23 protein-coding genes and 3 pseudogenes are annotated in these 24,203 nt (G+C 71.0%); 14 read left to right on the top strand and 12 right to left on the bottom strand.

Annotation, left to right across the window (positions count from 1 at the left end; all coding sequences use genetic code 11):
* Positions 1-13: 13 nt before the first annotated feature.
* From StrepF001_RS16380 to StrepF001_RS16365, 4 genes are all read right to left on the bottom strand, one after another.
* Entirely contained in the window at positions 14-226 is a 213-nt protein-coding gene (locus StrepF001_RS16380; protein ID WP_129798965.1) for a DUF4287 domain-containing protein, read from the bottom strand.
* 114 nt (positions 227-340) lie between these two features.
* Entirely contained in the window at positions 341-634 is a 294-nt protein-coding gene (locus StrepF001_RS16375) for an SCO5918 family protein (protein ID WP_129798964.1), read from the bottom strand.
* A gap of 168 nt (positions 635-802) precedes the next feature.
* On the bottom strand, positions 803-1,006 hold the full coding sequence (locus StrepF001_RS16370) for a cold-shock protein (RefSeq protein WP_010986199.1): 204 nt from the start codon (positions 1,004-1,006) through the stop codon (positions 803-805).
* 250 nt (positions 1,007-1,256) lie between these two features.
* Positions 1,257-1,610, bottom strand: a complete 354-nt coding sequence (locus StrepF001_RS16365; RefSeq protein ID WP_129798963.1) for a MerR family transcriptional regulator — start codon at positions 1,608-1,610, stop codon at positions 1,257-1,259.
* A gap of 571 nt (positions 1,611-2,181) precedes the next feature.
* Here StrepF001_RS16365 and StrepF001_RS16360 point away from each other — a divergent pair.
* Positions 2,182-2,385, top strand: a complete 204-nt coding sequence (locus StrepF001_RS16360; protein WP_129798962.1) for a cold-shock protein — start codon at positions 2,182-2,184, stop codon at positions 2,383-2,385.
* Positions 2,386-2,588: 203 nt separating this feature from the next.
* Positions 2,589-4,100 (top strand): DEAD/DEAH box helicase, encoded by a 1,512-nt coding sequence (locus StrepF001_RS16355; protein WP_129798961.1) that lies wholly within the window; start codon positions 2,589-2,591, stop codon positions 4,098-4,100.
* Between the two features lie 78 nt (positions 4,101-4,178).
* On the opposite strand, the gene StrepF001_RS16350 is transcribed toward StrepF001_RS16355, so the two are convergent.
* Together StrepF001_RS16350 and StrepF001_RS16345 are read right to left on the bottom strand one after the other, a co-directional pair.
* Positions 4,179-4,541 (bottom strand): DUF952 domain-containing protein, encoded by a 363-nt coding sequence (locus StrepF001_RS16350; protein WP_129798960.1) that lies wholly within the window; start codon positions 4,539-4,541, stop codon positions 4,179-4,181.
* A 92-nt stretch (positions 4,542-4,633) separates the two neighbouring features.
* Positions 4,634-9,130 carry a CHAT domain-containing protein gene (locus StrepF001_RS16345; RefSeq protein ID WP_129798959.1) on the bottom strand — a complete coding sequence of 1,499 codons (4,497 nt, stop codon included), beginning with the start codon at positions 9,128-9,130 and terminating at the stop codon, positions 4,634-4,636.
* Positions 9,131-9,197: 67 nt separating this feature from the next.
* Here StrepF001_RS16345 and StrepF001_RS16340 point away from each other — a divergent pair, with 67 nt between their 5' ends.
* The 4 genes from StrepF001_RS16340 to StrepF001_RS16330 all read left to right on the top strand — a co-directional run bounded on the left by StrepF001_RS16340 (position 9,198) and on the right by StrepF001_RS16330 (position 11,422).
* Entirely contained in the window at positions 9,198-9,608 is a 411-nt protein-coding gene (locus StrepF001_RS16340; protein WP_129798958.1) for a hypothetical protein, read from the top strand.
* Positions 9,609-9,613: 5 nt separating this feature from the next.
* Positions 9,614-10,459: a hypothetical protein gene (locus StrepF001_RS16335; protein ID WP_129798957.1), complete on the top strand. Its 846-nt coding sequence runs from the start codon at positions 9,614-9,616 to the stop codon at positions 10,457-10,459.
* A 146-nt stretch (positions 10,460-10,605) separates the two neighbouring features.
* Positions 10,606-10,773 (top strand): hypothetical protein, encoded by a 168-nt coding sequence (locus StrepF001_RS45640; protein WP_165396282.1) that lies wholly within the window; start codon positions 10,606-10,608, stop codon positions 10,771-10,773.
* The gene (locus StrepF001_RS16330; RefSeq protein ID WP_240797520.1) at positions 10,754-11,422 is read left to right on the top strand and encodes a DUF2637 domain-containing protein; all 669 of its coding nucleotides are present in this window, start codon (positions 10,754-10,756) and stop codon (positions 11,420-11,422) included. The genes StrepF001_RS45640 and StrepF001_RS16330 overlap by 20 nt, the downstream gene beginning before the upstream one ends.
* Positions 11,423-11,436: 14 nt before the next feature.
* Here the strand turns inward: StrepF001_RS16330 and StrepF001_RS16325 are convergent, their stop codons facing one another.
* From StrepF001_RS16325 to StrepF001_RS16305, 5 genes and pseudogenes are all read right to left on the bottom strand, one after another.
* Complete coding sequence (locus StrepF001_RS16325; protein ID WP_240797519.1) at positions 11,437-12,837, bottom strand: serine/threonine-protein kinase; 1,401 nt, start codon at positions 12,835-12,837, stop codon at positions 11,437-11,439.
* Between the two features lie 223 nt (positions 12,838-13,060).
* On the bottom strand, positions 13,061-14,074 hold the full coding sequence (locus StrepF001_RS16320) for an ABC transporter (protein ID WP_129798956.1): 1,014 nt from the start codon (positions 14,072-14,074) through the stop codon (positions 13,061-13,063).
* A complete protein-coding gene (locus StrepF001_RS16315; RefSeq protein ID WP_129798955.1) occupies positions 14,071-15,018 on the bottom strand; it encodes an ABC transporter ATP-binding protein in 948 nt (315 codons plus the stop codon). Before StrepF001_RS16315 ends, StrepF001_RS16320 begins: the two co-directional genes overlap by 4 nt.
* On the bottom strand, positions 15,011-15,433 hold the full coding sequence (locus StrepF001_RS16310; RefSeq protein ID WP_129798954.1) for a GntR family transcriptional regulator: 423 nt from the start codon (positions 15,431-15,433) through the stop codon (positions 15,011-15,013). Before StrepF001_RS16310 ends, StrepF001_RS16315 begins: the two co-directional genes overlap by 8 nt.
* Positions 15,434-15,512: 79 nt before the next feature.
* A pseudogene (locus StrepF001_RS16305) lies at positions 15,513-16,136 on the bottom strand (FtsX-like permease family protein); the annotation flags it as partial.
* Position 16,137: 1 nt separating this feature from the next.
* Here StrepF001_RS16305 and StrepF001_RS47930 point away from each other — a divergent pair.
* The 7 genes and pseudogenes from StrepF001_RS47930 to StrepF001_RS16275 all read left to right on the top strand — a co-directional run.
* Positions 16,138-16,430, top strand: a pseudogene (locus StrepF001_RS47930) (serine hydrolase domain-containing protein); the annotation flags it as partial.
* A gap of 3 nt (positions 16,431-16,433) precedes the next feature.
* Positions 16,434-17,198, top strand: coding sequence for an LLM class flavin-dependent oxidoreductase (locus StrepF001_RS16300; RefSeq protein ID WP_240797541.1), 765 nt, complete (start codon positions 16,434-16,436; stop codon positions 17,196-17,198).
* Positions 17,199-17,328: 130 nt separating this feature from the next.
* On the top strand, positions 17,329-19,029 hold the full coding sequence (locus StrepF001_RS16295; protein WP_206306871.1) for a hypothetical protein: 1,701 nt from the start codon (positions 17,329-17,331) through the stop codon (positions 19,027-19,029).
* A 10-nt stretch (positions 19,030-19,039) separates the two neighbouring features.
* A pseudogene (locus StrepF001_RS16290) lies at positions 19,040-19,228 on the top strand (5,10-methylene tetrahydromethanopterin reductase); the annotation flags it as partial.
* Positions 19,229-19,370: 142 nt separating this feature from the next.
* Positions 19,371-19,922, top strand: a complete 552-nt coding sequence (locus StrepF001_RS16285) for a tellurite resistance TerB family protein (protein ID WP_206306870.1) — start codon at positions 19,371-19,373, stop codon at positions 19,920-19,922.
* 153 nt (positions 19,923-20,075) lie between these two features.
* Positions 20,076-22,067: an NAD(P)/FAD-dependent oxidoreductase gene (locus tag StrepF001_RS16280; protein ID WP_129798952.1), complete on the top strand. Its 1,992-nt coding sequence runs from the start codon at positions 20,076-20,078 to the stop codon at positions 22,065-22,067.
* Positions 22,068-22,261: 194 nt separating this feature from the next.
* The gene (locus tag StrepF001_RS16275) at positions 22,262-23,047 is read left to right on the top strand and encodes a hypothetical protein (protein ID WP_129798951.1); all 786 of its coding nucleotides are present in this window, start codon (positions 22,262-22,264) and stop codon (positions 23,045-23,047) included.
* 34 nt (positions 23,048-23,081) lie between these two features.
* On the opposite strand, the gene StrepF001_RS16270 is transcribed toward StrepF001_RS16275, so the two are convergent.
* On the bottom strand, positions 23,082-23,549 hold the full coding sequence (locus tag StrepF001_RS16270; protein WP_129798950.1) for a hypothetical protein: 468 nt from the start codon (positions 23,547-23,549) through the stop codon (positions 23,082-23,084).
* A 171-nt stretch (positions 23,550-23,720) separates the two neighbouring features.
* Between StrepF001_RS16270 and StrepF001_RS16265 the strand changes: the two genes are divergently transcribed.
* Entirely contained in the window at positions 23,721-24,203 is a 483-nt protein-coding gene (locus tag StrepF001_RS16265; protein ID WP_129798949.1) for a hypothetical protein, read from the top strand.

The following is a 24,203-nucleotide window of genomic DNA, read 5'->3' as shown; positions in this document are numbered from 1 at the left end:
GTTGTCGGCAGGTTCAGTTGCCGACACGCTCGGCAAGCGTGTGCGCCACGAGCGCGTTGGCGTGGCCGTGCCCCAGGCCGTGCTCGCTCTTGAGCCAGGAGACGAGTTCCATGTGCCTGGTCAGCGGTGAAGTGCGGATCAGGGCTTTCCACTCCGCTATCGGACGGCCGTACTTCTTCTCGATCGAAGGGAAGTAGCTGGCCGGGCCCTTCACAGGTGCGGTCATGTCAGTCGCGTCCTTTCCTTCAGTCGGTCGAACGACTTCGTGTCGCGGTCATGACCGGCGGGGACAGGAGAAGTAGTCGACCTACGGAAGTGATCTGAGTCACTCGACCCTCCGTCAGTCGTCCCACTGGGCCGGCGCTCCGTACGCCGGGGCGACGGCGGACGGGAGGTGCGGGGGCGCGGCGTGGCAGGTGAAGCCGAGACGGGTCAGGGCCCTGGTCATCTCCCCGACGGTGAAGTCACGGCGGTCCTGGCCCGTGATCACCTCGCCCACCTGCTTGACCGGATACATGCGGCCGCCGATGTCGACGCAGACCGCGGTGACGGGCTCGGGTCGGACGCTCTCCATCGATGTCTCCACCTCGCTCTTGAAGAGGTCGAAGGGATAACGGGCGATCACACAGCGCATAGTGCCTCACCAGGAGTCGGGATGGCGGGATGGCGTGATGGGGTGGAACAGCGGCGGGTGTCTTCGGAGGGTCCGGATCCGGGAAACGGAAAAGGGGCCCGCACCCAAGGCGCGGGCCCCTTTCCGTCGTATCTGCGTACGAAATTCAGACGCGTTCGAACGCGAGTGTCAGGCGGGAACGATGTTCTCCGCCTGCGGGCCCTTCTGGCCCTGCGTCACGTCGAAGGTCACCTTCTGGCCTTCCTGCAGCTCGCGGAAGCCCTGGGTGGCGATGTTCGAGTAGTGGGCGAAGACGTCGGCACCGCCGCCGTCCTGCTCGATGAAGCCGAAGCCCTTTTCCGCGTTGAACCACTTAACGGTACCGGTGGCCATGTCAATTCTCCTGAGGCAGTGCTGGAGGCCCGCACCTCGCGGGCTCCCTCATCGCTGCGATGATCACCTGCCCGGGAATCCCGAAAAACGGCAACCATAACTGCAATTCGCGTCGAGTCTAGCACGGAGGGAATCGGCGGCAAGGAAGCTACGAGAGGCAGGAGGAGAAAATTCCGGAATACGGCGGCTGGACGCAGGGAAAAGCCTCTTCCAGTACCGGTCGAATTTCTTCTCCGGCGCCGTCAGGTTTTCACTCGCCGCCGTCGGGCCCCTCGCCCGGACGGCCTTCCGGACGGCGCAGTTCCTCGTTGGCGCGCAGGGCCTCCTCCAGTCGGTCCTCGAGACCGATGATCCGGCAGGCGGCCTCGATCGGGGTCCCCTGGTCGACCATCTCGCGGGCGCGGGCAGCGAGGCGCAACTGGTGGCGGGAGTAGCGGCGGTGGCCGCCCTCCGACCTCGTCGGCGTGATCAGTCCCGCCTCGCCGACGGCCCGCAGGAAACCGGGCGTGGCACCGATCACCTCGGCGGCACGACCCATGGTGTACGCCGGGTGGTGGTCGTCTTCCAGCCGGTGGGCGGTGTGCGGCTGGTCTTGCGAGGGCATGGGCGCCTTCCTGCGGACCACCGAAGTCGCGGCCCGCATCAGGGGAGCGGTTCCCCGTAGGGGAACTCTAGTCGCCCGGGCGGAATTCCTGCCGTCGCGGGCGCAGATGTCCTCGGCCGGGCACGCACAGCCACTGTGCCGGCACAGCGCTCGTGACCCGCGGCAACCAGGCCCCCGCTTCTTCCTGCCCGCAGCCGTGGATGTGACCTTCATCACAGCGCGGGTCTCGGCGCGTTCCCCGGCGTCTCATCCGCCGGCGCCGACGGCAGCCGAACGCGGGCCCATCGAAGGAGGTCAGGGCGCTGTGGCCGGAGGGGCCTGGCCGCAACGGCGTGGGCCGGGCAGGGCGATATCTGCGGCCGTGAAGTGAGAAATCGCCGCGGCGTGCGAGGAATATTCCCCAGCCGACAGCCGGAGCCGAATTATTTTCCACGCATGAACGATGACGCCATGATATTGTCCATATCAGTTGCAGTTGTGGTTGCCAGAAGGTTTTTCCGACGGGCCGATCATTAACGGCGACCGGAGTCCGCACAGGGCGAACTCCGAACACCGTCCCGAAGGAGAAAAAATGGCTACCGGTACCGTGAAGTGGTTCAACGCGGAAAAGGGATTCGGCTTCATCGCGCAGGACGGCGGCGGCGCCGACGTCTTCGCCCACTACTCGAACATCGCCACCCAGGGCTTCCGTGAGCTGCAGGAAGGCCAGAAGGTGACCTTCGATGTCGCGCAGGGCCAGAAGGGCCCGACGGCCGAGAACATCGTTCCCGCCTGACACCAGAACTGACGCTTACTTCGCAGCTGGGGCCCGCACCTTGGGGTGCGGGCCCCAGCTCGCTGTGTTTCAGGGCGCCGCAGAAGAGGATTCTCGGTTCGCCCCCCATCATTTTCGGCTCGTTCTCGCGATTCTCGGCGCTGTTCCATGGCTGCGCCATTTCCTTGATACGTGCCGCATCAAGGAAAGTGTGAAGGTTCCGCATGAGCCGTGCCCGCACAAAGCGCACATACGACCGCTTCGGTGGCTCCGCCACCAACCGCTCCTCCGCCTCCAACCGCTCCTCCGGCGCCCCGCGCCGTGCCAAGGGCTCCAAGGGCTCCGGAGGCCGACAGTCCGCGCCACAGGGCGACTTCGCGCTGCCGGTGACGACGACGCCCGCGTTGCCCGCCGTCGAGTCGTTCACCGATCTCGCCCTGCCGGCGCCGTTGCTGGCCGCGCTGGGCCGTGAGGGTGTGACCGTACCGTTCCCGATCCAGGCGGCGACCCTGCCGAACTCCCTGGCCGGTCGTGACGTACTCGGCCGTGGCCGCACCGGTTCGGGCAAGACCCTCGCCTTCGGTCTCGCGGCGCTGGCCCGTACGGCGGGTCGGCGCGCCGAGCCACGGCAGCCGCTCGCCCTCGTCCTCGTACCCACCCGCGAGCTGGCACAGCAGGTCACCGACGCGCTCACCCCGTACGCCCGCGCTGTGAAGCTGCGGGCGGCCACCGTGGTCGGCGGGATGTCGATCGGCAAGCAGGCCGCTGCGCTGCGGACCGGGGCGGAGGTCGTCGTCGCGACGCCGGGACGGCTCAAGGACCTCATCGAGCGGGGCGACTGCCGGTTGGACGACGTCCGCATCACCGTCCTCGACGAGGCCGACCAGATGGCCGACATGGGGTTCATGCCCCAAGTCACCGCGCTGCTCGACCAGGTGCGCACGGACGGACAGCGGATGCTCTTCTCGGCCACCCTGGACCGCAACGTCGACCTGCTGGTCCGCCGCTATCTGACCGACCCGGTGGTCCACTCCGTCGATCCGTCCGCAGGAGCGGTCACCACGATGGAACACCACGTGCTCCACGTACACGACACGGACAAGCAGCGGACGACCACCGAGATCGCGGCGCGAGACGGCCGGGTGATCATGTTCCTGGACACCAAGCACGCGGTGGACCGGCTGACCAAGCACCTGCTGAAGAGCGGCGTCCGCGCCGCGGCCCTGCACGGCGGCAGGTCTCAGCCGCAGCGCACGCGGACCCTCGCCCAGTTCAAGAGCGGGGAGGTGACGGTACTGGTGGCGACCAATGTCGCCGCGCGTGGAATTCACGTCGACAACCTCGACCTGGTCGTCAATGTGGATCCGCCCATCGACCACAAGGACTACCTGCACCGGGGCGGTCGTACGGCCCGCGCGGGCGAGTCCGGCAGTGTCGTCACGCTCGTGACCCCCGGCCAGCGCCGCGGCATGACCCGGCTGATGGCCTCGGCCGGCATCACCCCGCGGATCGCGTCGGTACGTTCGGGTGAGGCGGAACTGAGCCGTATCACCGGGGCTCAGGCGCCTTCCGGTGTCCCCGTCGTGATCACCGCGCCCGTGGCGGAACGTCCCCGCCGCGCTGCGTCTTCCAGGTCTTCCAGGTCTTCCAGGTCTTCCAGGTCTTCTTCGTCTGCTTCGTCTGCTTCGGCTTCTTCGTCCCGTGGCCGCCGCGGCAGTCCTCGCTCGACTCGGTGACAACCGGCAGCGGCGCAGCCTGCCGAACGCAGAAAGGGCCCCGTACCGGTGGGGTGCCGGTACGGGGCCCTTGGGGTGTCAGCCGGCGTCCACCAGCCCCGTGGCTCGGCCTTCGTCGTCCCAGCGAACCTCCAGGACGCGCTCGACGGCATCGCGGTTGACGGGGCCGTACACATGCGGGAACAAGGTGCTCTCGGCGACGCCGGGAGGCGGTGCGGGAGCGGCCGCCTCCCACGCGCAGTTCGCGGTGAGCCGGTCCTCGTCGAGGACCAGCGCCAGCAGAGGCCGGGGGCTGGTGCGGTAGAACGCGTTGACGATGGTGAGCGTGGTCTCCTCGTCGGGAGAGCAGTGGACGAAACCCTCCTCGGCGAGGGAAGCGGGTGTGTACGGCCGGTCGGGATCGGCGTTCCACTCGTCACGCGACACGACGTGATACATCATGATCCGGTTATACAGCAGCGGTTGCACGGACTCCCCCTGGACCACATTCTCCCCGTAGACCACATCGCCGCGATCCCCGGCCGCGGCCGGGACTACGTCCCCGCGTGGACGTACGCCGCCCAGATGTGCGGACGGTCGGGTATGCGGCGTCGTAGCTGTCGGACGGTGTCGTGCAGGGCATGGGCTGCGGTGGCGGCGCCGTCGCCTGTCATACGGCGGTAGAAATCGCGGGTGACGTGGTCGGCGTGCGCGCTGTCGATCTCCCAGAGGGTGCCGACCGCCGTGGGGAAACCGGCGAGGAGGAACGAGCTGGTGATGTGGATGGCCTCGTCCGTCAGCCGCTCCGCCGTGCGTGCGGTGCCGCAGGCCGCGAGGAAGGCGAGCTGCGCCGAGTGCGGCCGGGCCCGGCAGATCTCGAGGACGGACACGGTCTCGCCGCTCGGCAGGTGGAGCAGCGCGCCGGAGGGTTCCGCCGGGTCGGTGGCCGCGTGGCAGCCGAAGTGCGCCCACGAGGTGCTGCCGAGCGCGGCCAGCACGGCCTCACGGGTCGCCGCGGTACCCACCAACGGCTCGCGCGCACCGAGGAGTTCCGCCGCGTAGCCGGCCGCCGCGGCGACGCCGGGCAGCTCGTCCTCCGGCGCGGCGACCAGCAGGGCGCCGCCGTGGTCGGCAGTGCCGCGGTCCCTGGCCCTGGTGCGGGCGTACGCCAGGGTCTGCAGACCGGGAACGTACGACGACACCACGGCGTCGAGCGCGGCGCCGCAGCCGTCGAGTTCGCAGTCGCGCGAGGTGCACTGGGCCGCGTGCAGCGGCAGGGCGCTGAAGGCACCGGTCGGGACCCACCACACCCGCGGCCACACGCCCTGGCGGGGAACCGGGTCCGCCGCCCCGACCAGCTCCAGCACCGGCCGCACGATCTTGTGCCACGTCCACGCCAGCGTCTCGCGGACCGTCGCCCCGGCGGCGACGAGCTGCGCCAGGGACGGCCTCGACATGCCGTGCGCATTGATGGCGCCGACGGCGTCCCGAAGCCGTCGGGCCGCGTCGGCGATCTCGTCGGCCCCGGGTTCGAGATGCAGGGCGGTGATCGACCGGTGGGTGACGACGAGGGCAAGGCAGAAGCTTTTGCCGTGGTTGAGGACGACGACAGGGCCGTCGGCCGCGAGCGTGCGCAGCTCCTCGGCGGTCAGCGGGCGCAGGAAGCCGTCGAAGCCCGGCCGGCTACGGATCCGCTTGACCAGTTCGTCGAGCTCGCGGGAGGCGCGGAGCCGAGCCAGCCGGGCCCACTCGGCGTGCCCGGGGGGTGCGGGGTCGGGCACCTCGGGCTCGTCGGCGAGCTGGTCGGTCAGCCGCTCGAACTCGGCCGCCAGCGCGGGGTGCGCCGACCGCAGGTCGCCGATGTCCGCGCGGGCCTCGATCCGCCGGGCCAGCAGCAGGCCGCGGCCGCGTTCGAGCAGTTCGGCGGCGCGGTCCACGTCGGGGCCTTCGACGGTGCGGAAGAGCGCACGCAGATCGGGCAGGCCGTCGGGCGCGCGCTGCTCCGCCGCGGCCGCCTCGATGCTCTGCATCATCCGCTCCAGCTGGGCGGGCAGCCGGGCGGCGCCCTCGCGGCCGAGGATCTGCATGAGGACCAGCTCGACGACCGCCCGGATGTCCCCTTCGAACGTCACCAGACCGTGCTCGGCGGACTGCTGGTCGCTGCCCCGGTCGGTGACGTCCGCCATGGCCTCGACGGCCGCTTCGAGATGGGACAGGGCCAGGTCGATACGGGGCTGCGGCCTGCCCAGCGCGCCGGCCGCGGCGCCGATCTCACCGCTGGCCCGCATCCACACCGGGATCGCGGGGTCGCGCCACATGCCGGGGTCCGCGACGCCGGACAGGCGGGCCAGCATGGGCGCCATCAAGGACGCGAGGGGGTTCTCCTGTGAAAGTGCCGGATGTGCCGGGGTCTGCGGTGTCCGGGGAGACGGAGTGTTCGAGGGGGACACCTCAGGGAGGCGGCCACGGCCGATGAGGTCGACGAAGGTTCGCGTCATCGCGGCGAGGTCGATCGGGGACCCCTGTGGCGTCTCCGCCTCGAGGATGTCGCTCAGATCGTCGGCCTCGGCCATGAGGCGTGCCGCACGCTCCGGTTCGGTGCCGCGAAGCGCGACGGCACGCTGCATCAGCGCCCGCGCGAGCGTCATCGTGATCATGGGCCGCATCGGGTGTCCGGCAGGGCATGCGGCGAACGTCCTGCGGCACTGGTCGACCACCTCGTCGGTGAGGTCGGGCCGCGGCCCGCCGGCCGGTCCCACGGTCTCGACCAGGTCGACGTACGCGTCGCCCATGAGGTCGTACCAGTGCGGCCCGGCACCCGCCGCCCCGGCAGGCGCGTCACCTGCGAGCTCCTTCATCCGCCGGGCGACCTCCCGGGCCCGTTCGAGCTGGGCCGGTTCGTGGCCGAACAGGTAGTTCTGCAGGGCGTTGTGGAGCTCGGTGTGGGACGCCATCAGCGCCCGGTCGGTGTCGGTGAGCACCAGATGGCCGTCCGCCCGTTCCTCCTCGTCCGCCGGCAGGCCGGGGGCGGCCGCCGACGAGGCGAGGAGTGCCGCGGCCTCGCGCGCCCCTTCCGCGTCGAAACGGCCGATGGACAGGGTCGTGAGCGCCTCGGCGAGAATCCGGTCCACCTGTCCGGACATGTCCGGCGCGTGCGCGCGCGCAAAGCGCAGCAGTTCCACGACCTCCTCGAGGGCGGAGGGGTCGCCGCGGCCGGCCGCCCGGGCGAACAGCGCGCTGCCGAGCGCGGCGGACAGCTGTGCCCGTCCGGAGAGGTCTTCCCCGTCCGTGTCCGCGAGCATCTCCCGGATGACCTCGATGTCGGCGTCGAGGTTCTCGGGGTCGTCCAGGCGGAGATCGTTCATGCGGGACAGGTACGAGGTCATCCTGGCCAGGTCCTTGGCCAGGTCTTCGTCCGCTCCGTCGACCGGTTCGCCGTTCGAGCCGATCGAGCCGATGAGACCCTCGGGATACGCGGTGCCCATGGGGACCGACATGACCGCGACGGACAGTGCGGCGTCGAAAACGCCCCGCTGCAGCAGTCCCGACGCCAGGAAGTCGGCCGGCGCCCCGGACAGCGCCTCCTCGGTCAGCTGCCGGGCCTGAGCGGCGAGCAGTTCCGCCCGGTCCGGCGCCGTCCGCCGCAGGGCCTGCCCCCGCAGCCCGGTGAGCGCGGCCAGTACGGCGACGTAGGCGTGGCGCTGCGGCTGGTCGGCGGGAAGTGCGGCAAGGGCGGTGCCGTACCGGGTGATCCGCTCGTCGGAGACGGCGTCGGGGTCGATCTCGCCCGTCCGGTCGTCGACCCGGGTGAGCAGGTCGAGGATTTCGAGGTGAATGTCCGGGGTGTCGCCCTGGCGCGCGGCGCGCTGTCGAAGCTGCTCGACGAGGCGGGCGAGCGCCGGCCCGGCACGGCGCGGATCGTCACCGCCGCTCAGTTCCTCCAACTCCAGGTAGGCGGCGGCAAGTTCCTGATCCTCCTCGCTCACCACGCCGAGCCCGTCGAGCAGTTCGGCCGCCTCGCGGGTCGCCTCCTCGTCACCGCGCTCCCTGCCCAGGGCCGCGAGCGCCTGACCGAGGACGGCAGTGACCTCGGAGTGCGCCGGATGGCCGGCGGGGGTCTCGGCCAGGGCCGCGCGCAGCCGTCGTACGGCGCAGGCGATCCGGCCCGCGTCGTGCTCGCGGATGCCCGCGTCGGCGATGGCCGCGCCGATGTGCAGGTCCCGTTCGCCGGGCCAGGTGACGGGGTGGGCGTACAGCTCTCGCAGGAAGCGCAGCCCTTCGGCCGCCTCCGGGGCGAGTGCGCCGTCCGGGGCCGCCGCCACCAGCCGCTCGACCAGGGCGAGCGGGGGCGCGCCGAGCAGCCGCGCGGCGTCCATCAGCGTACTCAGGGCGACAGCGGCGACCTCCTGGGCCCGGGCGGGGTCGAGGAAACCGGGCGGGACGGAGGCCAGCCGCCGGCACACCGCCCGGGCGTACCGCGCCGCCGCGGCCAGCCCGTCCGGGTCGGCGGTGACATGAAAGCGGGTCACGTTGAGCTGGAGGGCATGGAACGCCAACTCCACGAATCCCGCATGGTCATTCGCCAGTACGTACTCGATCGCCGAGTCCGACCAGGCGAGCGCCCGTTCCAGCGCGGCCCGCGGCTCGGGCGCTGCCGGATCCGGCGCCTTGACCGCGGCATCGGCGTGCGCCGAACTCACGAGGTGGGCGAACCGGGCCTCGTGCGACGGATCGGCGGGGCCGAAGCCCTCCCGCAGGTCCTCGGGAAGCCGGCTCTCGGGCAGACGCGTGCACAGAAAGCCGTAGGTGCCCAACGTGACGAACAGGTTCTGCTGTGCCTCCGGGTCGCCGGTGCCCTGATGGCGAGACCAGAAGGTCCAGAAGACGTCGGCGACAGAGTCGAGGTCGACCGCTTCCTCCGGCGACGGCGCGGCCTCCCGCAGCAGAGCCAGCGCATCGTCCACCGCGTCCTGGCCGCGCAGCGGCGCCGGATCGCGGGCGTTCTGAGCTGTGACGAGGCGTGCGGCCACTCGGTCCCGAAGCTCAGTCATCACCTCTTACATTAGTCTGACCGCCTGTCAGAGAGCAGTGGTTCTCGGGACTTTCAGGGAGGCCTCCGTGGGGGACGGGGCGAAAGCGCGCCGGGTGTACGAGGATGCCGTCGAATACCTGTGCCGCAACGTGGACGCGGTACGCGAACTGATCGGCCCCGCCCTCTGGGACGCGCACTTCGCGGTCGTACGGGACGCCGAACCGGCCACCACCGAGTGGCGGGACTCCGTACGCGCGCTGCACGACGCCGTCGAGGCGGCCGGCATCCCCGGCGGGCTCGGGCTGCGCCCCACGATGGGTGTGGGCAACTGGCCTGGCGTCCCCATGCCGCAGTGGCCGGGCGCCCCCACACCGCAGTCGACCGGCTGGGTCTGTCCCACGCGCCGCTGCGCCCGGGTCGACCTGCGGGACGGCGCCTTGCCGGACACGCCGACCTGCGCCCTGGCCGACCGGCCGATGCGCCTGGTGGACGGCTGACGGCGGTGGGACTGGGCCTGCTCATAGAGCTGCAGAAACGCATCCCGGACAGGTGGTTCCTGCGGCGGCTGCTGCCCGCCGCGCTGTTCGTCGTGGTCGCGCTCGTGGGCGGCGGGCAGCTGGGCCAGCGCCACTGGAACGACATCGCGCTCGCCCGCGAGCGGATCGCCGACGCGCTCAGGCTGGGCGGCGGCCCGACCGCCGACGGCATCGCGTCGCTCGTGCTCGTCGCGGTGCCGGTGGTGGGGGCCGCGTTCGCGGTGCCGTACGCCGCGGCCGCGATCGGGGCGCTTGCGTCGGGAGCCTGGCCGTGGTGGCTGATGCCGCTGGGCCGGCGGCTGACCGCATGGCGGGTACGACGCTGGGTGCCGCCGGCGGAACTCGGACGGCAGGCCGTACGGGCGCGCGACGACGGCAAAGAGCTGCGCGCCGACCGGCTCGACGCGCGCCGGGCCCGCACCGAGGAGGCCGAGCCCGGCTCCCCCACCTGGTCGAGCGACCGGTTCCGCACCACCGAGACACGCGTCAGAGCGGAGAGCGGCGACGACATCGCGAACGGGTGGACCACGCTCCTGCTCGCGGCACCCGACACGTCCCGCGCCGCGCTGGCCGATGCCCGCGACGCCTATGACGCGGCCTGCGAGGGTCTCGCCTGGAGCACGGCGTTCACGCTGCTCGGCATCTGGTGGTGGCCCGCGGCTCCGGTCGGCATCGTGCTCGGCCTGGCCTCCTGGCGGGGACTGCGCCACGCGGTCGAGGCGCTGTGCCGGACCACGGAAGCGGCGCTGATCCTGCAGCACACGGAACAGCGCACGAACCCGCACACCGACGACGGTAATCCCGGAATATAATTTCCTTCGGCGCTTAAAGTACCGCCGATTGCGTGCTGTTATTCACACTCCGCGCACCCCTTTCGAGTGACCTGCATCCCCCGAATGCCCGACATCTCACCCGCTGTTGGGCTCGTTAGGTGATCGTGACTTGGAAGGAAGGGCCCGTGGCCAAGACGCTTTTCGGGCACGACACCGGCGACCTCGAGACAGATATCGATGCGCGCCTCATGTACTGCTCGGATCTGCTTGATGATTTCCATAAAAAGATCAGACAGATGGAAAGCGAATACCTCCGGGCGATGATGGGGCTGTATGACCACGATGCGCGATGAGTCCGGGCTCTACGATTTTCAGACCTCGGTCGATACCCAGCAGCTGTGGAGCGTGGCCCCGGAACCGGACATCCCGCCGAACGACTGGGACCCGGTCGAGGAACTGGCCCAGATGCTGTCCACCGCGTCCGCCGAGCCCGCTCCGGACCGGCTGGCCGGACGACCGCACCGCAGGAGCAACCGGCGGCGGCCCCACCCGGAATCCCATTTCCTTGACGGCGGTCAGCGTGTCACTCACGTCACGCTCCTGATCGCGGCGATCACGTTGAGCGCGGTGTGCATGCTGGGATGGTCGCTCTCCTATTCCTATGACCAACTGCGCGCCATCGCCTCGTCCGTGCTGCCCATGAGATTTGCGCAGTGGTGGCCGATGACGGTGTTCGGGCCGTGGCTGGTGGCGGCGCTGTCCATCGTGCGGGCCACCGTTCAGCAGCGGAGCGCACGGCGGTCCTGGTGCGTCATCCTCGCCGCGTCCGCCCTGGCTGTGGCGCTGTCGGTCGGCCACTCGTCGCGCTCGATCCTGTCGTTAGTGATCTTCGGAATTCCGCCGGTCACCGCTCTGGTGTGTTTCTGGGAGCTCGTCGGCCAGGTCTCGACAAAGCGCCGGCCTCGGCACGCCGTGGGCAGTCAGGGGAAGTCCAAGCCCTGAGGGCTGCGGCCGGTTCAGCTGGTCCGGAGGGTGTCGACGGCGCCGTTGAAGAGCTCGTCGGCGCCGGTGTCCAGCTCGTTGGTCACGGCCGAGTCGACGATGATCTTCCACAGCTCACCGCCCGCGTTGTGGAACAGCTCGCTCTTGCGCCAGAGCCGGCCTCCGACCGGGCGGTAGGTCATGGTGAGGGCCGTGCTCCTGCGGCCTTCCACCTCCACCTCGAAGAGCACGATCCGAACGTCGGTGAATGCCTTGTTCGCCGTGTACTCCCGGTAGAAGTACTCCGCCCGCTCCTTCGCGGACCCCTGCGGCACATCCCAGCGGAGCAGCACCACCTGCCGGTGCACCTGGCCCTCGTGCTCCTGGAAGGCCACGGCGTCAGGGGAGACATGGGCTTCGTAGTCGTCCGGGACGGCGAGCGATGCGCCGAGCTTGTGCTGCAGCTTCCAGCCCTCGGGGATCTCGGACGCGCCGCTGCCTGGACGCCCGGCGCCCGGCCACATCAGCGCGGCCACGGTGGCACCGGTCACGACCGAGGCGGTCAACGCCGCGGGGCCGGTCCGCAGCCGGCGTCGTCCCCGGGCGCCCTTGCCGGACGGCGGCGGCCCCACCGGGACGGGGTCCGGGCCCGCGGCCCTCTCCAGCACGGAGACGATCTCCCCTATGTCCGGCCTCGCCTGGGGCTTCTTGCTCAGCAACCGCATGACCAGGCCGGCGAGTTCACCCGCCTGCGCGGGGGCGGGCGGGTCGGCGTGGAGTACGGCCTGGAACGTCGCCGGCGCCGTCGGGCGCCGGAACGGAGAGAAACCCTCGAGAGCCGTGTAGAGCAGCACCCCGAGCGAGAAGAAGTCCGACTCCGGCCCCGGCGCCCTGCCCAGGACCCGCTCCGGCGCCATGTACTCGGGGCTGCCGACCACCGCCCCCGGCTCCGTCAGCGGTGTCTCGCCCTCGACCTGGGCGATGCCGAAGTCGGTGAGCAGGACGTGGCCGGACCGGGCGAGCATGACGTTGCCCGGTTTCACGTCCCTGTGCAGCACCTTGATCTCATGGGCCGCGGCGAGCGCGCCGGCCACGGGCAGCGCGATACGAGCGGCCCGGGCCGGCGTCAGTGTGCCCTCCGCCAGCACGTCGGCGAGCGATCTGCCCCGGATGAACTCCATGACGATCCACGGCCGCCGCTCCACTGTCACGACGTCGTGGATGGCCACCACCGACGGGTGGTCGACCTGCGCCGCGGCACGTGCCTCACGCTCGAGCCGGGCGAACAGCACCTCCCGGTCCCCGTCGGGCACCCGCTCGACCCGGGGCTCCTTGACGGCCACCTCGCGGCCGATCACCTCGTCGTACGCCTTCCACACGGTGCCCATGCCGCCCGCGCCCAGCCGCCCGGCCAGCCGGTAACGGCCCCCGATCAACTCCCCCAGTCCGGGCGGGCCTTGACGCCCGTCTCCGGCGTCTGCTTCCGGTGAACCTGCCCCGTACACCTGTCCCCCGGTTGCTCTCGCCCGGCGTTCCTCAGAGCCTCATGATTCAGATCCCGAGAGCGCCCAGGGGTAGGTTTTCCTCGTTTTCCCGGATCTTTCCGGCGCAGGTGGTGCCGTACCGGCGCACACTCAAGCGTGCGCCGGGGCAGTGCGCTCAGACGAGCCGCTTACGACCCCACACGAACAGGAACGCCGTGACGGCGGCCGTCAGGGCCAGGAGGATCGACGCACCGAACCACTGCATGCCGGACATCTGGGAGATCGGGAGATAGTCCACCGACCAGCCCACGACGTCGGCCTGCTTCAGGCAGAGCTCGCGCGCCTGCTCGGTCTCCTCGTGCGCGCAGGTGCTCCAGCCGAGGAGCTCTCCGCTGCCGGTGAGGTACGACTGGTCGATCTGGTAGGCGGCGTCGGGCAGCGTCGGGAAGGCGTTCTCGGCGAGGACGCCCTTGTCGGTGGTGACGGTGACCGTGTCACCGAGGGCCAGCCGGAAGTGACTCCAGACGAGTTGGACGACGACGGCGAAGCCGAAGGTGACCACCATGGCCGCCAGCGTGCGGCGCAGCACCACGCCGATGGCCACACCGCTCACGACGGTGAACAGGGTGAGGGCGACGGGCACGGGGCCCGTGGTGTCGAACGCGGCGCCGGAGGTCCAGTACATGACCGTGTTCTGTTCCTTGACCGGGCTCCACCACCAGCCGAACACGACGGACAGCGCGACCGTGCTCACCACGATCAGCAGCGCGGTCAGGCCGAGCTTGATGGCCAGCCAGCGGAGGCGGCCGGTGGACTGGGTGGTGACGAGCTTGGCGGTGCCGTGCTCCAGGTCGCCCGCGAGGAGGGGGGCGCCGACGAAGACGCCGAGAAGGATGGGGATCAGGCCCAGCGCGGTGGAGGCGCGGACGAAGGCCTCGGTGTACGGCTCGAGTTCCGGGCCCAGGCTCTCGATGCTGTTGGCGGGCCAGCCGTAGCCGGTGAGGAAGTCCATCAACTGGGCGCGCTGGTAGACCATCCAGGCCAGGGCGATCGCGGTGGCGGCGAGGACGGTCCAGTAGGCGGCCCGGTGCTGCCGCCAGACCAGCCAGGTCATTCCGCCGAGCCGGGGGCCGCGGGCGGGGCGGGTGGCCGACGAGGTCGAGGCCGGGGTGTCGGTCAGGGTGCTCATGCCGCCACCGCCCGGATGCCGTGCGCCTGGCCGGGGACCTGGGCACTGGGCGTGATCAGGGGTGGTGCCTCGGAGGAGCGCAGGTAGGCGAGCAGGAGTTCCTCCAGGTTCGGGGTGTCGGTCTCCCAGGGGCCGCTGATCGGTCCGTCGGGGCGCAGCAGGGCGGTGTACTGCCGTCCGCTGGGGCGGGATTCGACGACGGTGTGGTGCGCGAGGTCCCTCGGTGTGCCCTCGCCGTCCCGGACTCCGGTGACCAGGGTGTGAGCCTCGCGCAGTTCGTCCACGTCGCCAGCGAGACGGACTCCGCCGGAGGCGATGACGACGAGGTAGTCGCAGACGCTCTCCAGCTCGGCGAGCATGTGGGAGGACATCAGCACGGTCGTGCCGTGCTCGGCGGCCTCGGCCATGAGGGTGCCCATCAGTTCGTGGCGCACCAGCGGGTCGAGGTCGGACATCGGCTCGTCGAGCAGCAGCAGGTCGGGGCGCTTGCCGAAGGCGAGGGCGAAGGCGACACGGGTGCGCTGTCCGCCGGAGAGGGTGCCGATCCTGGCGTCCAGGGGCACGTTCCCCGCGCGGACGATGTGCTCGGCGGCCCCCTGGTCCCAGGATCCAGGGTTCAACTCACGTCCCAGGCGCAGGGTTTCGGCCACGGTGAAGCGGCGGAAGAGCGGCTTCTCCTGGGCGAGGAACGCCGTGCGCCGGCCGGCCTCGGCGGATCCCGGGCCGGCACCGAAGATGCGCAGGTCACCCGCTGTCGGCTCCAGCACATGGGCCGCTATGCCCAGCAGCGTGGTCTTGCCCGCCCCGTTGGGTCCGACGAGCCCGCAGATCCGTCCCGTCGGCAGCCGGAAGGAGCAGTCCCGCAGGGCCCAGCCCCGCCGGTACCGCTTGCCGAGCCCGACCGCCTCCAACGCCGGCCCGCCGGCGTACGTACCGTCACTCACCTGTGCTCCTCGCCTCTGTCATTGCGCCGTACTGCTTCTCCATGGCCGACGCGACCAGCGCGGCCACGTCCTCCCGCTCCAGGCCCGCCTCGCGCGCCCGCGCCATCCACGCCTCCAGCTCCCCGTGCAACGGTGAGTCCGCGCCCGTCTGGGGGCGGGCCAGCGAGCGACGCACGAAGGTGCCGAGACCCGGCCGTGGCTCGACCAGGCCCTCGCGCTCCAGCTCCCGGTACGCCTTGAGCGTGGTGTTCGGGTTGACCGCGCTGGTCTCGGCGACCTCCTTGGCGGTCGGCAGCCGGTCCCCCGGTTCCAGAACGCCGAGCCGCAGCGCCTGCTTCGTCTGCTGGACGATCTGCTGATAGGCGGGGACCCCGCTCCGCCTGTCGATGCGGAACTCCAAGCCCTCCACCACCATTTCACTACTTGATTAGTGGAATGATGATGGAGGGCGGGGAGCGGGCTTGTCAACGCCGCTCTCGCTCACCGCGTCCTGCCTACTCCCTCGCCGCGAGCGCATGCGCCGGTGCGGTCCGCAGCGCCTGCCGGGTGGGGAGTTCGACGGTGAGGAAGACCGTGCAGACGACCAGGGCCGCGAGGGCGGGCAGCAGCCACGCCGGGCCGGCGGGCCAGGGCCGCTCCAGGAAGCCGACTCCGAGCAGGGCCAGCGGAATCGCCGACAGCAGCACGCCCGTGGTGACGGCCGCCGCGCCGATCACCGCGGCCTCGCGGCGCATCATCGCCAGGATCTGCCTGGGCGTGGTGCCGTTCAGGCGGAGCGTGGCGATCTCGTTGCGGCGCTGGGCGGTGGTCGCGACGAGCTTGTTGGCGATGCTCAGCAGCAGATAGCCGAGGAGTACGACGATGACAGCCAGGTTGATCCAGACCTCGGGCGGCGCCTCGCTCAGGCTGTCGGCGACGCCGGTGTCGGTGGGTTCGAGCACCAGGCCGGGGTACGAGGCGGCCGTGGCGGCGAGGTTGCGCTCCGCCGCGCCGGTGCCGTCGGTGCGGACGAGGACGCTCTGGTCGAGCCCGGCGGTGGTGTGCCCCTTCGCGAGGTCGTGGGACAGGACGACCGAATCGAAGCCGAGGCCGCGGTCGTAGACGGCGACGACCCGGGCCACGGGCGAGGCGGTGCGCCCCGGCGACCGGTTCCGGATCATCAGCACCAGCAAGACGTTCGTCGCCACAGTGGTGCTGCAACTGGCCGGCGAGGGGCGGCTGTCGCTGAACGACACCGTCGAGGACTGGCTGCCGGGAGTGGTGTCCGGCAACGGCAACGAAGGCGGCACCATCACCGTACGGCAGCTGCTCCAGCACACCAGCGGGCTGTTCAACTACAGGCGGACTTCCCCGCACTGGGCAGCGTGGACGGCTTCCAGGCGGACCGGTACAGGACCTGGACCGACGAGCAGGACCTGTGGCTGCTGTTCGCCGCGGCCGCCTGGCAGACCCGTCGGATCCGGCTGGGCCCGAGCGTGTCCCCCGTGACGCTGCGGGAGCCGACGCTGATCGCGCAGGCCCTGGCCACGCTCTACGAACTGTCCGGCGGGCGAGCCGAGGGTGTGCTGTCCAGCGGCAACTTCGGGCTGCTGGCGCAGTACCGCATCGACTGGGCCCGGACGCGACCGCTGTCCCGGGTGAAGGAGGCACTCCATGTGGTGCGCACCCTGCTGGACGAGGGCAGCATCACCCACGACGGCGAGTTCTTCTCCTACGACGGGCTGTTCACCTTCGCCCGGCCGGTGCAGAGCCGGGTGCCGCTGAAGCTGGGGGCGATGCGCGGGCCGAAGTCCTTCGAGGCGGCGGGTGAGCTGTCGGACGGCTGCCACCACGCGCTGAGCTACACCCGCGAGGCCTACGACTACGCGGTGCGGCACATACGCGCCGGGGCGGAGCGCGCGGGCCGGGACTGGCGGTCGCTCGACATCGGGGCGTGGGGCGTCTTCGCGACCGGACCCGACTCCGCGGCCGCCAAGGACGCCGCCCGCAGCATGGTCGGTATCTACGCCTCCTCGATGCCGGAGGAGCAACTGCGCCGCAACGGGGTGGACCCGGGCGAGCTCAAACCGGTCATCGACGCCATCGCCGCCGGTGATCTGGCCCGGGGCATCGAGCTGACCACTCCGGAGATCGCCGAACGCCTCTCCATCGCGGGTGAGCAGCTGTTGGTTGGGCTGTAGGTCACAGTTGGCCGATGTGTCCCTCGTGCGGGTGAACGGGGCTGGTTCTTCGGATCATGCGATCACTGGGAACGCATGATCGGTGGTGGTGGCTGAGTTCGGGGCGGCCAGGAGAGGGGGGAAAGGGCCGGTGGCACGCAGGCGAGGGAGAAGGCGTGAACTGCGTGTTCTGGCGGCTCCGTTCACGGTGGCTGCGCCGTCTGGGGCGCGGATCAGGGACCGGCTGCGGCTGGAGTCGGCCGATGAGAAGGTGCTGCGTCTGGTGGGCGAGCATCTGGGCCGTCATCAGCGGGCCGATCTGGCCGAGCGGGTCAGGATCGGCCAGGTCGCGGCGAAGGACACGCGGCGGGCGGAGCGGAAGAGGAAGCTGACGATGGTGTCCTCGTCGCGCTGGGCGGGGGCGATGACCCGTGCCAGCGAGGACCAGTATCAGCTGTCGATGCGCTGCCTGTATGACGAGCGCGCGGGCCTGCGCCGGGCGGTTGGCGCCATCGGCCGTCGTCTGGCCGTCCCGTGCGGGATGCGGTCCGGCAATGGTGTGCGTGGCTATGCCGATCAGAACGAGCGGGCCCAGAAGCAGCGGCGGATGCAGGTGCTTCAGGCCCGGCTCGCTGTGGTGGAACGGAAGACCGCTGCTGGGCGGCCGTCGGTCACGGTCGGCGGGCGGCGCCTGGCACGCGTGCGGCACCATCTCGCCGACGCGCAGCTGACCGAGGCCGAGTGGCGTGAGCGGTGGGAGGCGACACGGCTGTTCCTCACCGCCGACGGCGAGTCCGGCGCCCCGCACGGCAACTACACCATCACCGTCAACCCGGGCGACGGCACGGTGAGCCTCGTGCTGCCCGAGCCGCTGCGGCACCTGGCCAACGCACACCGGGGCCGCTACCGGCTCTCCTGCACCGTCCGGTTCTCACACGGGCGTGGCGAGTGGCTGGACCGCGTCAGCGCTGACCGGGCCGTGCGCTACGACATCGTCCGCGACCCGGCTCGCGGCCGCTGGTACCTGGACGCCTCCTGGACCGTCGAGACCGCCGTACCGCCCACCCCGGATGAGATCAAGACGCGCGGTGCCCGGCTGCTCGGAGTCGACCTGAACGCCGATCACCTGGCCGCCTGCGTGCTCGACACGCACGGCAACCCCATCGGCGAACCGGTCACCGTCCCGCTCGATCTGACCGGGCCTGCGGCCACGCGGGACGGACGGCTGCGCGCCGCGATCAGCCAGCTGATCACCCTCGCCCGGCAACGCGGCTGCGCGGGGATCGCGATCGAGGATCTGGGCTTCGCCGAAGCCCGCGCCACCGGCCGGGAGACCATGGGCCGTGGCAGACGCGGTAAGAGGTTCCGCCGCACGGTGGCGGGCATCCCCACCGCCCGCTTCCGCGAACGCCTGCGAGGCATGGCCTACCACGCCGGTCTGGTCGTCCTCGCCGTCGACCCGGCCTACACCAGCCGCTGGGGCGCACAGCACTGGACCCAGCCCTTCCAACACCAGTCCACGAAGAAGAAGACCAGGGCCACCCGGCATCACGCAGCCGCTGTGGCCATCGGCAGGCGCGCCCTCGGGCACGGGATCAGGCGTCGGCCAGGTGTGACCGCCCACCACCGGAGGATGGTGGAGTGGAGAGCTACCGGCCAGGCCGTACCCCTGCCGAGGGCGCGCGGGACCGCGAGCCCACCCAGGACATCGGGCACACCCGTGAGGGATGGCAAGACCCGACCGTGCCGAGGTGACCAACTCGCGCTGTTCCCCGACCCTCAAGACCGTTTGGAGGGTCACTGGACTATCACCGGCCCGGTTTATGGGTTATTGGCCAGCGCTGGCCAATAACCCTAGGAACGGTACGCCCGAGGAGTGCCGGGACAAGATCCTGCGGGAGATCGCTCCCAGCGGGGTGAACCACATGATCTGTGCCGTCACCGACCGCGCGCTCGTCCGGGCGTTCACCGGCCGGGACCTTGCGGAGGTGGCGGACGTGAACACCCAGCTCCGCCTGGTCCACGACCGGATCATGCCCGCGTTCGCCTGAGGCGGTGACGCAGACATGGCAGGACAGCCCGGTCGCTGAGCCGTTCGAGGAACTTCGGGGGCCCGGGAGGCGTTGCCAGTGGGAGGCCCGGGAATGCTCGCGGGCGACCGGAACGACATGGGCTCAAGCCGAGGTGGCACGGATGGCGATGTGGGATCGGATCAAGGACCAGGCCAAGAGTCTGCAGCAGCAGTCGCAGGGAATGCGGGGCTCCGGCGGGCACGGGCGGCCGGGTACCGGGTCCTCCGGAGGATCGAAGGCCCAGCTGGTGAGCACGCTCAAGTCCCAGCTCACCTCGCTCAAGACGGAGCTGAAGAGCGGCGCCTACCGGGACGCCAGCATGGCGATGTGCGCCCTGGTCGCGGCGGCGGACGGACATGTCGACCCGACCGAGCGCCAGCATGTGGAGTCGCTGATCCTGCACAACGACGTCCTGCAGAACTTCCCGCCGGAGCAGCTGCGCCAGCGGTTCAACAAGCATGTCGACCAGCTGGCGTTCGACTTCCCGCAGGGCAAGAGGGACGTCATGCAGGAGATCGCCAAGGCCGCGAAGAAGCCGACGGAGGCCAGAGCGGTCGTGCAGACCGGCTTCGTCATCGCCGGTGCGGACGGATATGTCGCACCGGCCGAGGAGCAGGTCCTGCGCGAGGCGTGCTCGGTGCTCGGGGTGTCCCCCCAGGAGTTCGGCCTCTAAACCCGGGGCGGCTACGGCTGGGGGGCGTGTGGGCGTGACGGGTGTGCTCGGGTGGTCGGCGCGGCTGCCCGACTGAGCTCTCGCGCTCGCACGTTCCGGTGGTCGGCGTTGATCGTGCTGCCGGGGTAAGGCGGCGCACCCTATCCAGGACGTATGGATGAAGTGCGCATCGCTGACCGTCATTCTCCTTTCACCAGGCGGAAGTTCACCGCCGCGACCACCGCGGCCGTCGGGATCGGCGCGGCGGGACCGGCCGTCGCCGCACCCGCCCGTCCCCGGGAGGCCTCCTGTCCGCCGAGATCCACCGCGGACCGGGCCACCTGTCTCGCGGTCGCCCGGGCGCTGCTGGTCGTCGACGAGGACAACCGGCCGCTCGTGCCGACGTACCAGGAGATCCTCGACTCCGGCCTGCCCCGGCCGAGGACCGGGAACGCCAAGAAGATCCTGGTCGTCGGTGCGGGGCCGGCGGGTCTTGTGGCGGCCTGGCTGCTGAAGCGGGCCGGGCATCGCGTGACGCTGCTGGAGGCCAACGGCAACCGGGTCGGCGGCCGGATCAAGACCTTCCGCACCGGCGGACACGAGCAGGCGGCGCAGCCGTTCGCCGATCCGCGGCAGTACGCGGAAGCCGGGGCCATGCGCATCCCCGGGAGCCATCCGCTGGTGATGTCCCTGATCGACCAACTCGGCGTCGAACGGCGGCCGTTCCATCTCGTGGACGTCGACGGCGAGGGGAAGCCGGTCAACCGGGCGTGGCTCCACGTCAACGGCGTCCGGGTGCGCCGCGCCGCCTACGCGCGGGCGCCGCGCAAGGTCAACCGGTCCTTCGGAGTACCGCGCAAGTACTGGGACACGCCGTCCGCGACCATCCTGCGGACCGCCCTGGACCCCGTACGCGACGAGTTCAGCACCGTCGGGCCGGACGGCAGGCGCGTCGACAAGCCCCTGCCCGAACGGGTCGAGGGCTGGGCGCGGGTGATCCAGCGGTACGGGGACTGGTCCATGTACCGGTTCCTGACCGAGCAGGCCGGCTTCGACGAGCGCACGGTCGATCTCGTCGGCACGCTGGAGAACCTGACCTCGCGGCTGCCGCTGTCGTTCATCCACAGCTTCATCAGCCAGTCGCTGATCAGCCCGGACACCGCGTTCTGGGAGCTGGTGGGCGGTACGGCGACGCTGCCGGACGCGCTGCTGAGGCAGGTGGGGGACGTCGTGCGGATGGACCGGCGGGTGACGCACATCGAGTACTGGGATCCGGATCGGCACCGCGACGCCTCCCACGTCCGGTCCGGCGGGCCGCACGTGTGGGTGGACACGGTGTCCGAGGGACGGGACGGCAAGGTCGTACGGGAGGAGTTCACCGGGGACCTCGCAATCGTGACGGTGCCGTTCTCCGGGCTGCGGCAGGTGCAGGTCAGGCCGCTGATGTCGTACCGCAAACGGCGTGCCGTCGCCGAGCTGCACTACGACAGCGCGACCAAGGTGCTGCTCGAATTCAGCCGCCGGTGGTGGGAGTTCGGGGAGGGCGAGTGGAAGCGGGAGCTGGATGCCGTACGGCCCGGCCTGTACGAGGAGTACCGGCAGGGGAAGGCGCCCGCCGACGGGAGTCTGCTCGGCGCGCATCCCTCCGTGCCGGCCGGGCACATCACCCCGGCGCAGCGCGTGCACTACGCCGCCAACCGCTGGGCCACGCGTGAGCAGCCCGAGGCGGCGGACATCATCGGCGGCGGCTCGGTCTCCGACAACTCCAACCGCTTCATGATCAACCCGTCCCATCCGGTGGCCGGCAGTCGGGGCGGGGTCGTTCTCGCGTCCTACAGCTGGGCCGACGACGCCTCCCGCTGGGACTCCCTCGAGGACGACGCCCGCTACCCGCACGCCCTCAGGGGGCTGCAACAGGTCTACGGGCAGCGCATCGAGGTCTTCTACACCGGCGCCGGCCGCACCCAGAGCTGGCTGCGCGACCCGTACGCGTACGGCGAGGCGTCGGTCCTGCTCCCGGGCCAGCACACGGAGCTCCTGGCAGCCATCCGCGCCCCCGAGGGACCGCTGCGTTTCGCCGGGGACCACACCTCGGTCAAGCCGTCCTGGATCGAGGGCGCCGTGGAGTCGGGGGTACGGGCCGCACTGGAAGTTCACCTGGCATAGAAGCCACCCCGGACAGCAGTACAAGAACTGGGCCCGCCGCCTCCCACGCGGTGGGCCCGCCGCATGGCGTGGGCGTATGCCCAAGGGCGGGAAATCTGTGCAGGAGCGTCACACAGGCTGCACACAGCCGCGGGAATCCCTCGTTAGCGTTGCTGGCCGTTCGGGGGCTCGCTGTCAACTCAGGAAGACCGCAGATGGACTACTGGCGGATGGACTACTGCTCCTCGTGCCGTCGGCATCTCAACGGCGCCCTGGTGTGCCCCGGTTGCGGCGCCTACGCCCCGGACATCGCTCCGGACCCGGCCGACACCGCTCCCACGGACCCGCCCCCGGAGACCGTCCCGCCCGCCGAGACCGACGGCGCGATACCCGCGCCGCAGGGCCGGGCGGCGCGGCGGCGCCAACGGGCCCGTTGGAAGAAGAGCCGGCGCAAGGCCGTGATCGCGACCGCCGTCGCACTCGTCGGCGGTGGGCTGACCCTCGCCGCGATGGAGCGGCACTCCGGCGGCGGGGCGCAGGCGGCGACGGCGCAGGACGAGGTGAGCCTGGGCGCCGCGGAGCGGCCCACGGCCGAGCGCGACCGCCCGTCGATCGCCCTGCCCGAGACACCGCGTTCCTCCCCGACGGTTCCCGCATCCGACCCGGCGCGGCAGCGGCCCGACGCGTCCCGCAGCACGCCGGAGAGCACCCGGCCGGACGCCCCCGTCACGCCCTACCCGACAGGTCCGACGACGCAGACGGAGTCCGTCGTCCCGTCCCTGCCGTTGGTTCCGCAGCAGCGCACCGACTCCCCGGTCTCCGGCGCGACGACCCCCGCCACGACCGCTCCGACGTCCGGCCCCGTGGACAGCGGCGGTACGGACCCGGGCACCACCCCGTCGACTCCCGCACCGGCACCGACCTCGCCGTCGTCACCGGACTCGCCGGACTCGCCATCGCGGCCGGAGCTCTGCCTGCTCGTCATCTGCCTCGGCGGCTGACCGCGCCGGGCGGCGTCAGCAGCCGAACCTTGCGTCACACCCGCTGGTGCTGCGGGTACTGCGTCGCCAGTGCCCAGATGACGAAGAAGTCGACGGCGATCAGGATCAGCGCCCACAGGGGGGCGTACGGCAGGAAGAGGAACTGGGCGATCAGGCTCAGCGAGGCCAGGGCGATACCGGCGACGCGGGCCCAGCCGGCGCCCTTGAGGATGCCCCAGCCGGTGAAGAGGGCCACGACGCCGAGGACCAGCATGATCACGCCCCAGCCGGTGAGGTTGATCTCGTAGACGTAGGAGCCGATCCGGGCGTACACGTCGTCCTCCGCGATCGCGGCGATGCCCTGGAAGATCGCCAGAATGCCGTTCAGTGTCATCAGGACGCCGGCGAAGTGGATGCCGCCGGTGAGTGCGCCGGGGGTGCCGGGCGGAGGAGGAGTCGGGGCGGCCCTGCGGTGCGCGGTGTCCCAGACCGGCGGCTCGTTCGCGTGCGGCTGGTCGGTCATGGCCGGGCTCCGTCTCTGTCCTGCGCTGCCCTGAAAGGCTCGTGCTTCGAGGATCCGGGTCGGTCCCGGCCGCCCACCACGGGACGTACGCCATCCGGGTGACCGCCATGCGGATGCGGGGTCGCGCGGGTGGGCCTTCACTGGAGTGGAGGACGCATTCAGGGAGGCGATATGGCCGGTTACCGGATCCGGTGGGCGGTCGCAGCGGCGCTGGTGGTGGCCGTGGGCGCCGGGCTGACCGGCTGCACGGACGGGAACGACTCCGAGCCGCGCCCCACCGGCGCCGCCTCGGCCGTGGAGTCGGCCGCCTCGCGGGCCTCGGACCTCTGGGCGTCGGCGACCGCGGAGGCCGAGCGCAGGATCGACGAGATCACCAAGGGCATCGACGTCAGGGACGACGTGATCCTCGGCAGGCCGACGACCGCCGGCGACGGCCGGACCACCGTCGAGATCACCGCCCGGAACACCGCCGGCTCGCAGAAGTCCTTCGTCGTACAGGTCGACTTCAAGAACCGTCAGGGCGACTTCCTCGACACCGTCGTCGTCACCGTCTCCGACGTCCCGGCCGGCCGGAGCGGCGAGGCCACCGCCCGCAGCACCCACAGGCTGTCCGGCGACGTAGAGGTGGAGGTCGCACGGGCCGTGCGGTACTGA

Source organism: Streptomyces sp. F001 (assembly GCF_004187715.1).
Taxonomy (GTDB): domain Bacteria; phylum Actinomycetota; class Actinomycetes; order Streptomycetales; family Streptomycetaceae; genus Streptomyces; species Streptomyces flavusporus.
The sequence above is the reverse complement of the archived record's forward strand: the minus strand, read 5'-3'. Positions and strand labels throughout refer to the sequence as shown.

Coding starts and splice junctions, on each gene's coding strand:
- StrepF001_RS16380 (WP_129798965.1), bottom strand. CDS start 226: ATGACCGCACCTGTGAAGGGCCCGGCCAGCTACTTCCCTTCGATCGAG.
- StrepF001_RS16375 (WP_129798964.1), bottom strand. CDS start 634: ATGCGCTGTGTGATCGCCCGTTATCCCTTCGACCTCTTCAAGAGCGAG.
- StrepF001_RS16370 (WP_010986199.1), bottom strand. CDS start 1,006: ATGGCCACCGGTACCGTTAAGTGGTTCAACGCGGAAAAGGGCTTCGGC.
- StrepF001_RS16365 (WP_129798963.1), bottom strand. CDS start 1,610: ATGCCCTCGCAAGACCAGCCGCACACCGCCCACCGGCTGGAAGACGAC.
- StrepF001_RS16360 (WP_129798962.1), top strand. CDS start 2,182: ATGGCTACCGGTACCGTGAAGTGGTTCAACGCGGAAAAGGGATTCGGC.
- StrepF001_RS16355 (WP_129798961.1), top strand. CDS start 2,589: ATGAGCCGTGCCCGCACAAAGCGCACATACGACCGCTTCGGTGGCTCC.
- StrepF001_RS16350 (WP_129798960.1), bottom strand. CDS start 4,541: ATGATGTATCACGTCGTGTCGCGTGACGAGTGGAACGCCGATCCCGAC.
- StrepF001_RS16345 (WP_129798959.1), bottom strand. CDS start 9,130: ATGACTGAGCTTCGGGACCGAGTGGCCGCACGCCTCGTCACAGCTCAG.
- StrepF001_RS16330 (WP_240797520.1), top strand. CDS start 10,754: ATGACCACGATGCGCGATGAGTCCGGGCTCTACGATTTTCAGACCTCG.
- StrepF001_RS16320 (WP_129798956.1), bottom strand. CDS start 14,074: ATGAGCACCCTGACCGACACCCCGGCCTCGACCTCGTCGGCCACCCGC.
- StrepF001_RS16310 (WP_129798954.1), bottom strand. CDS start 15,433: ATGGTGGTGGAGGGCTTGGAGTTCCGCATCGACAGGCGGAGCGGGGTC.
- StrepF001_RS16285 (WP_206306870.1), top strand. CDS start 19,371: ATGGCGATGTGGGATCGGATCAAGGACCAGGCCAAGAGTCTGCAGCAG.
- StrepF001_RS16280 (WP_129798952.1), top strand. CDS start 20,076: ATGGATGAAGTGCGCATCGCTGACCGTCATTCTCCTTTCACCAGGCGG.
- StrepF001_RS16275 (WP_129798951.1), top strand. CDS start 22,262: ATGGACTACTGGCGGATGGACTACTGCTCCTCGTGCCGTCGGCATCTC.
- StrepF001_RS16270 (WP_129798950.1), bottom strand. CDS start 23,549: ATGACCGACCAGCCGCACGCGAACGAGCCGCCGGTCTGGGACACCGCG.
- StrepF001_RS16265 (WP_129798949.1), top strand. CDS start 23,721: ATGGCCGGTTACCGGATCCGGTGGGCGGTCGCAGCGGCGCTGGTGGTG.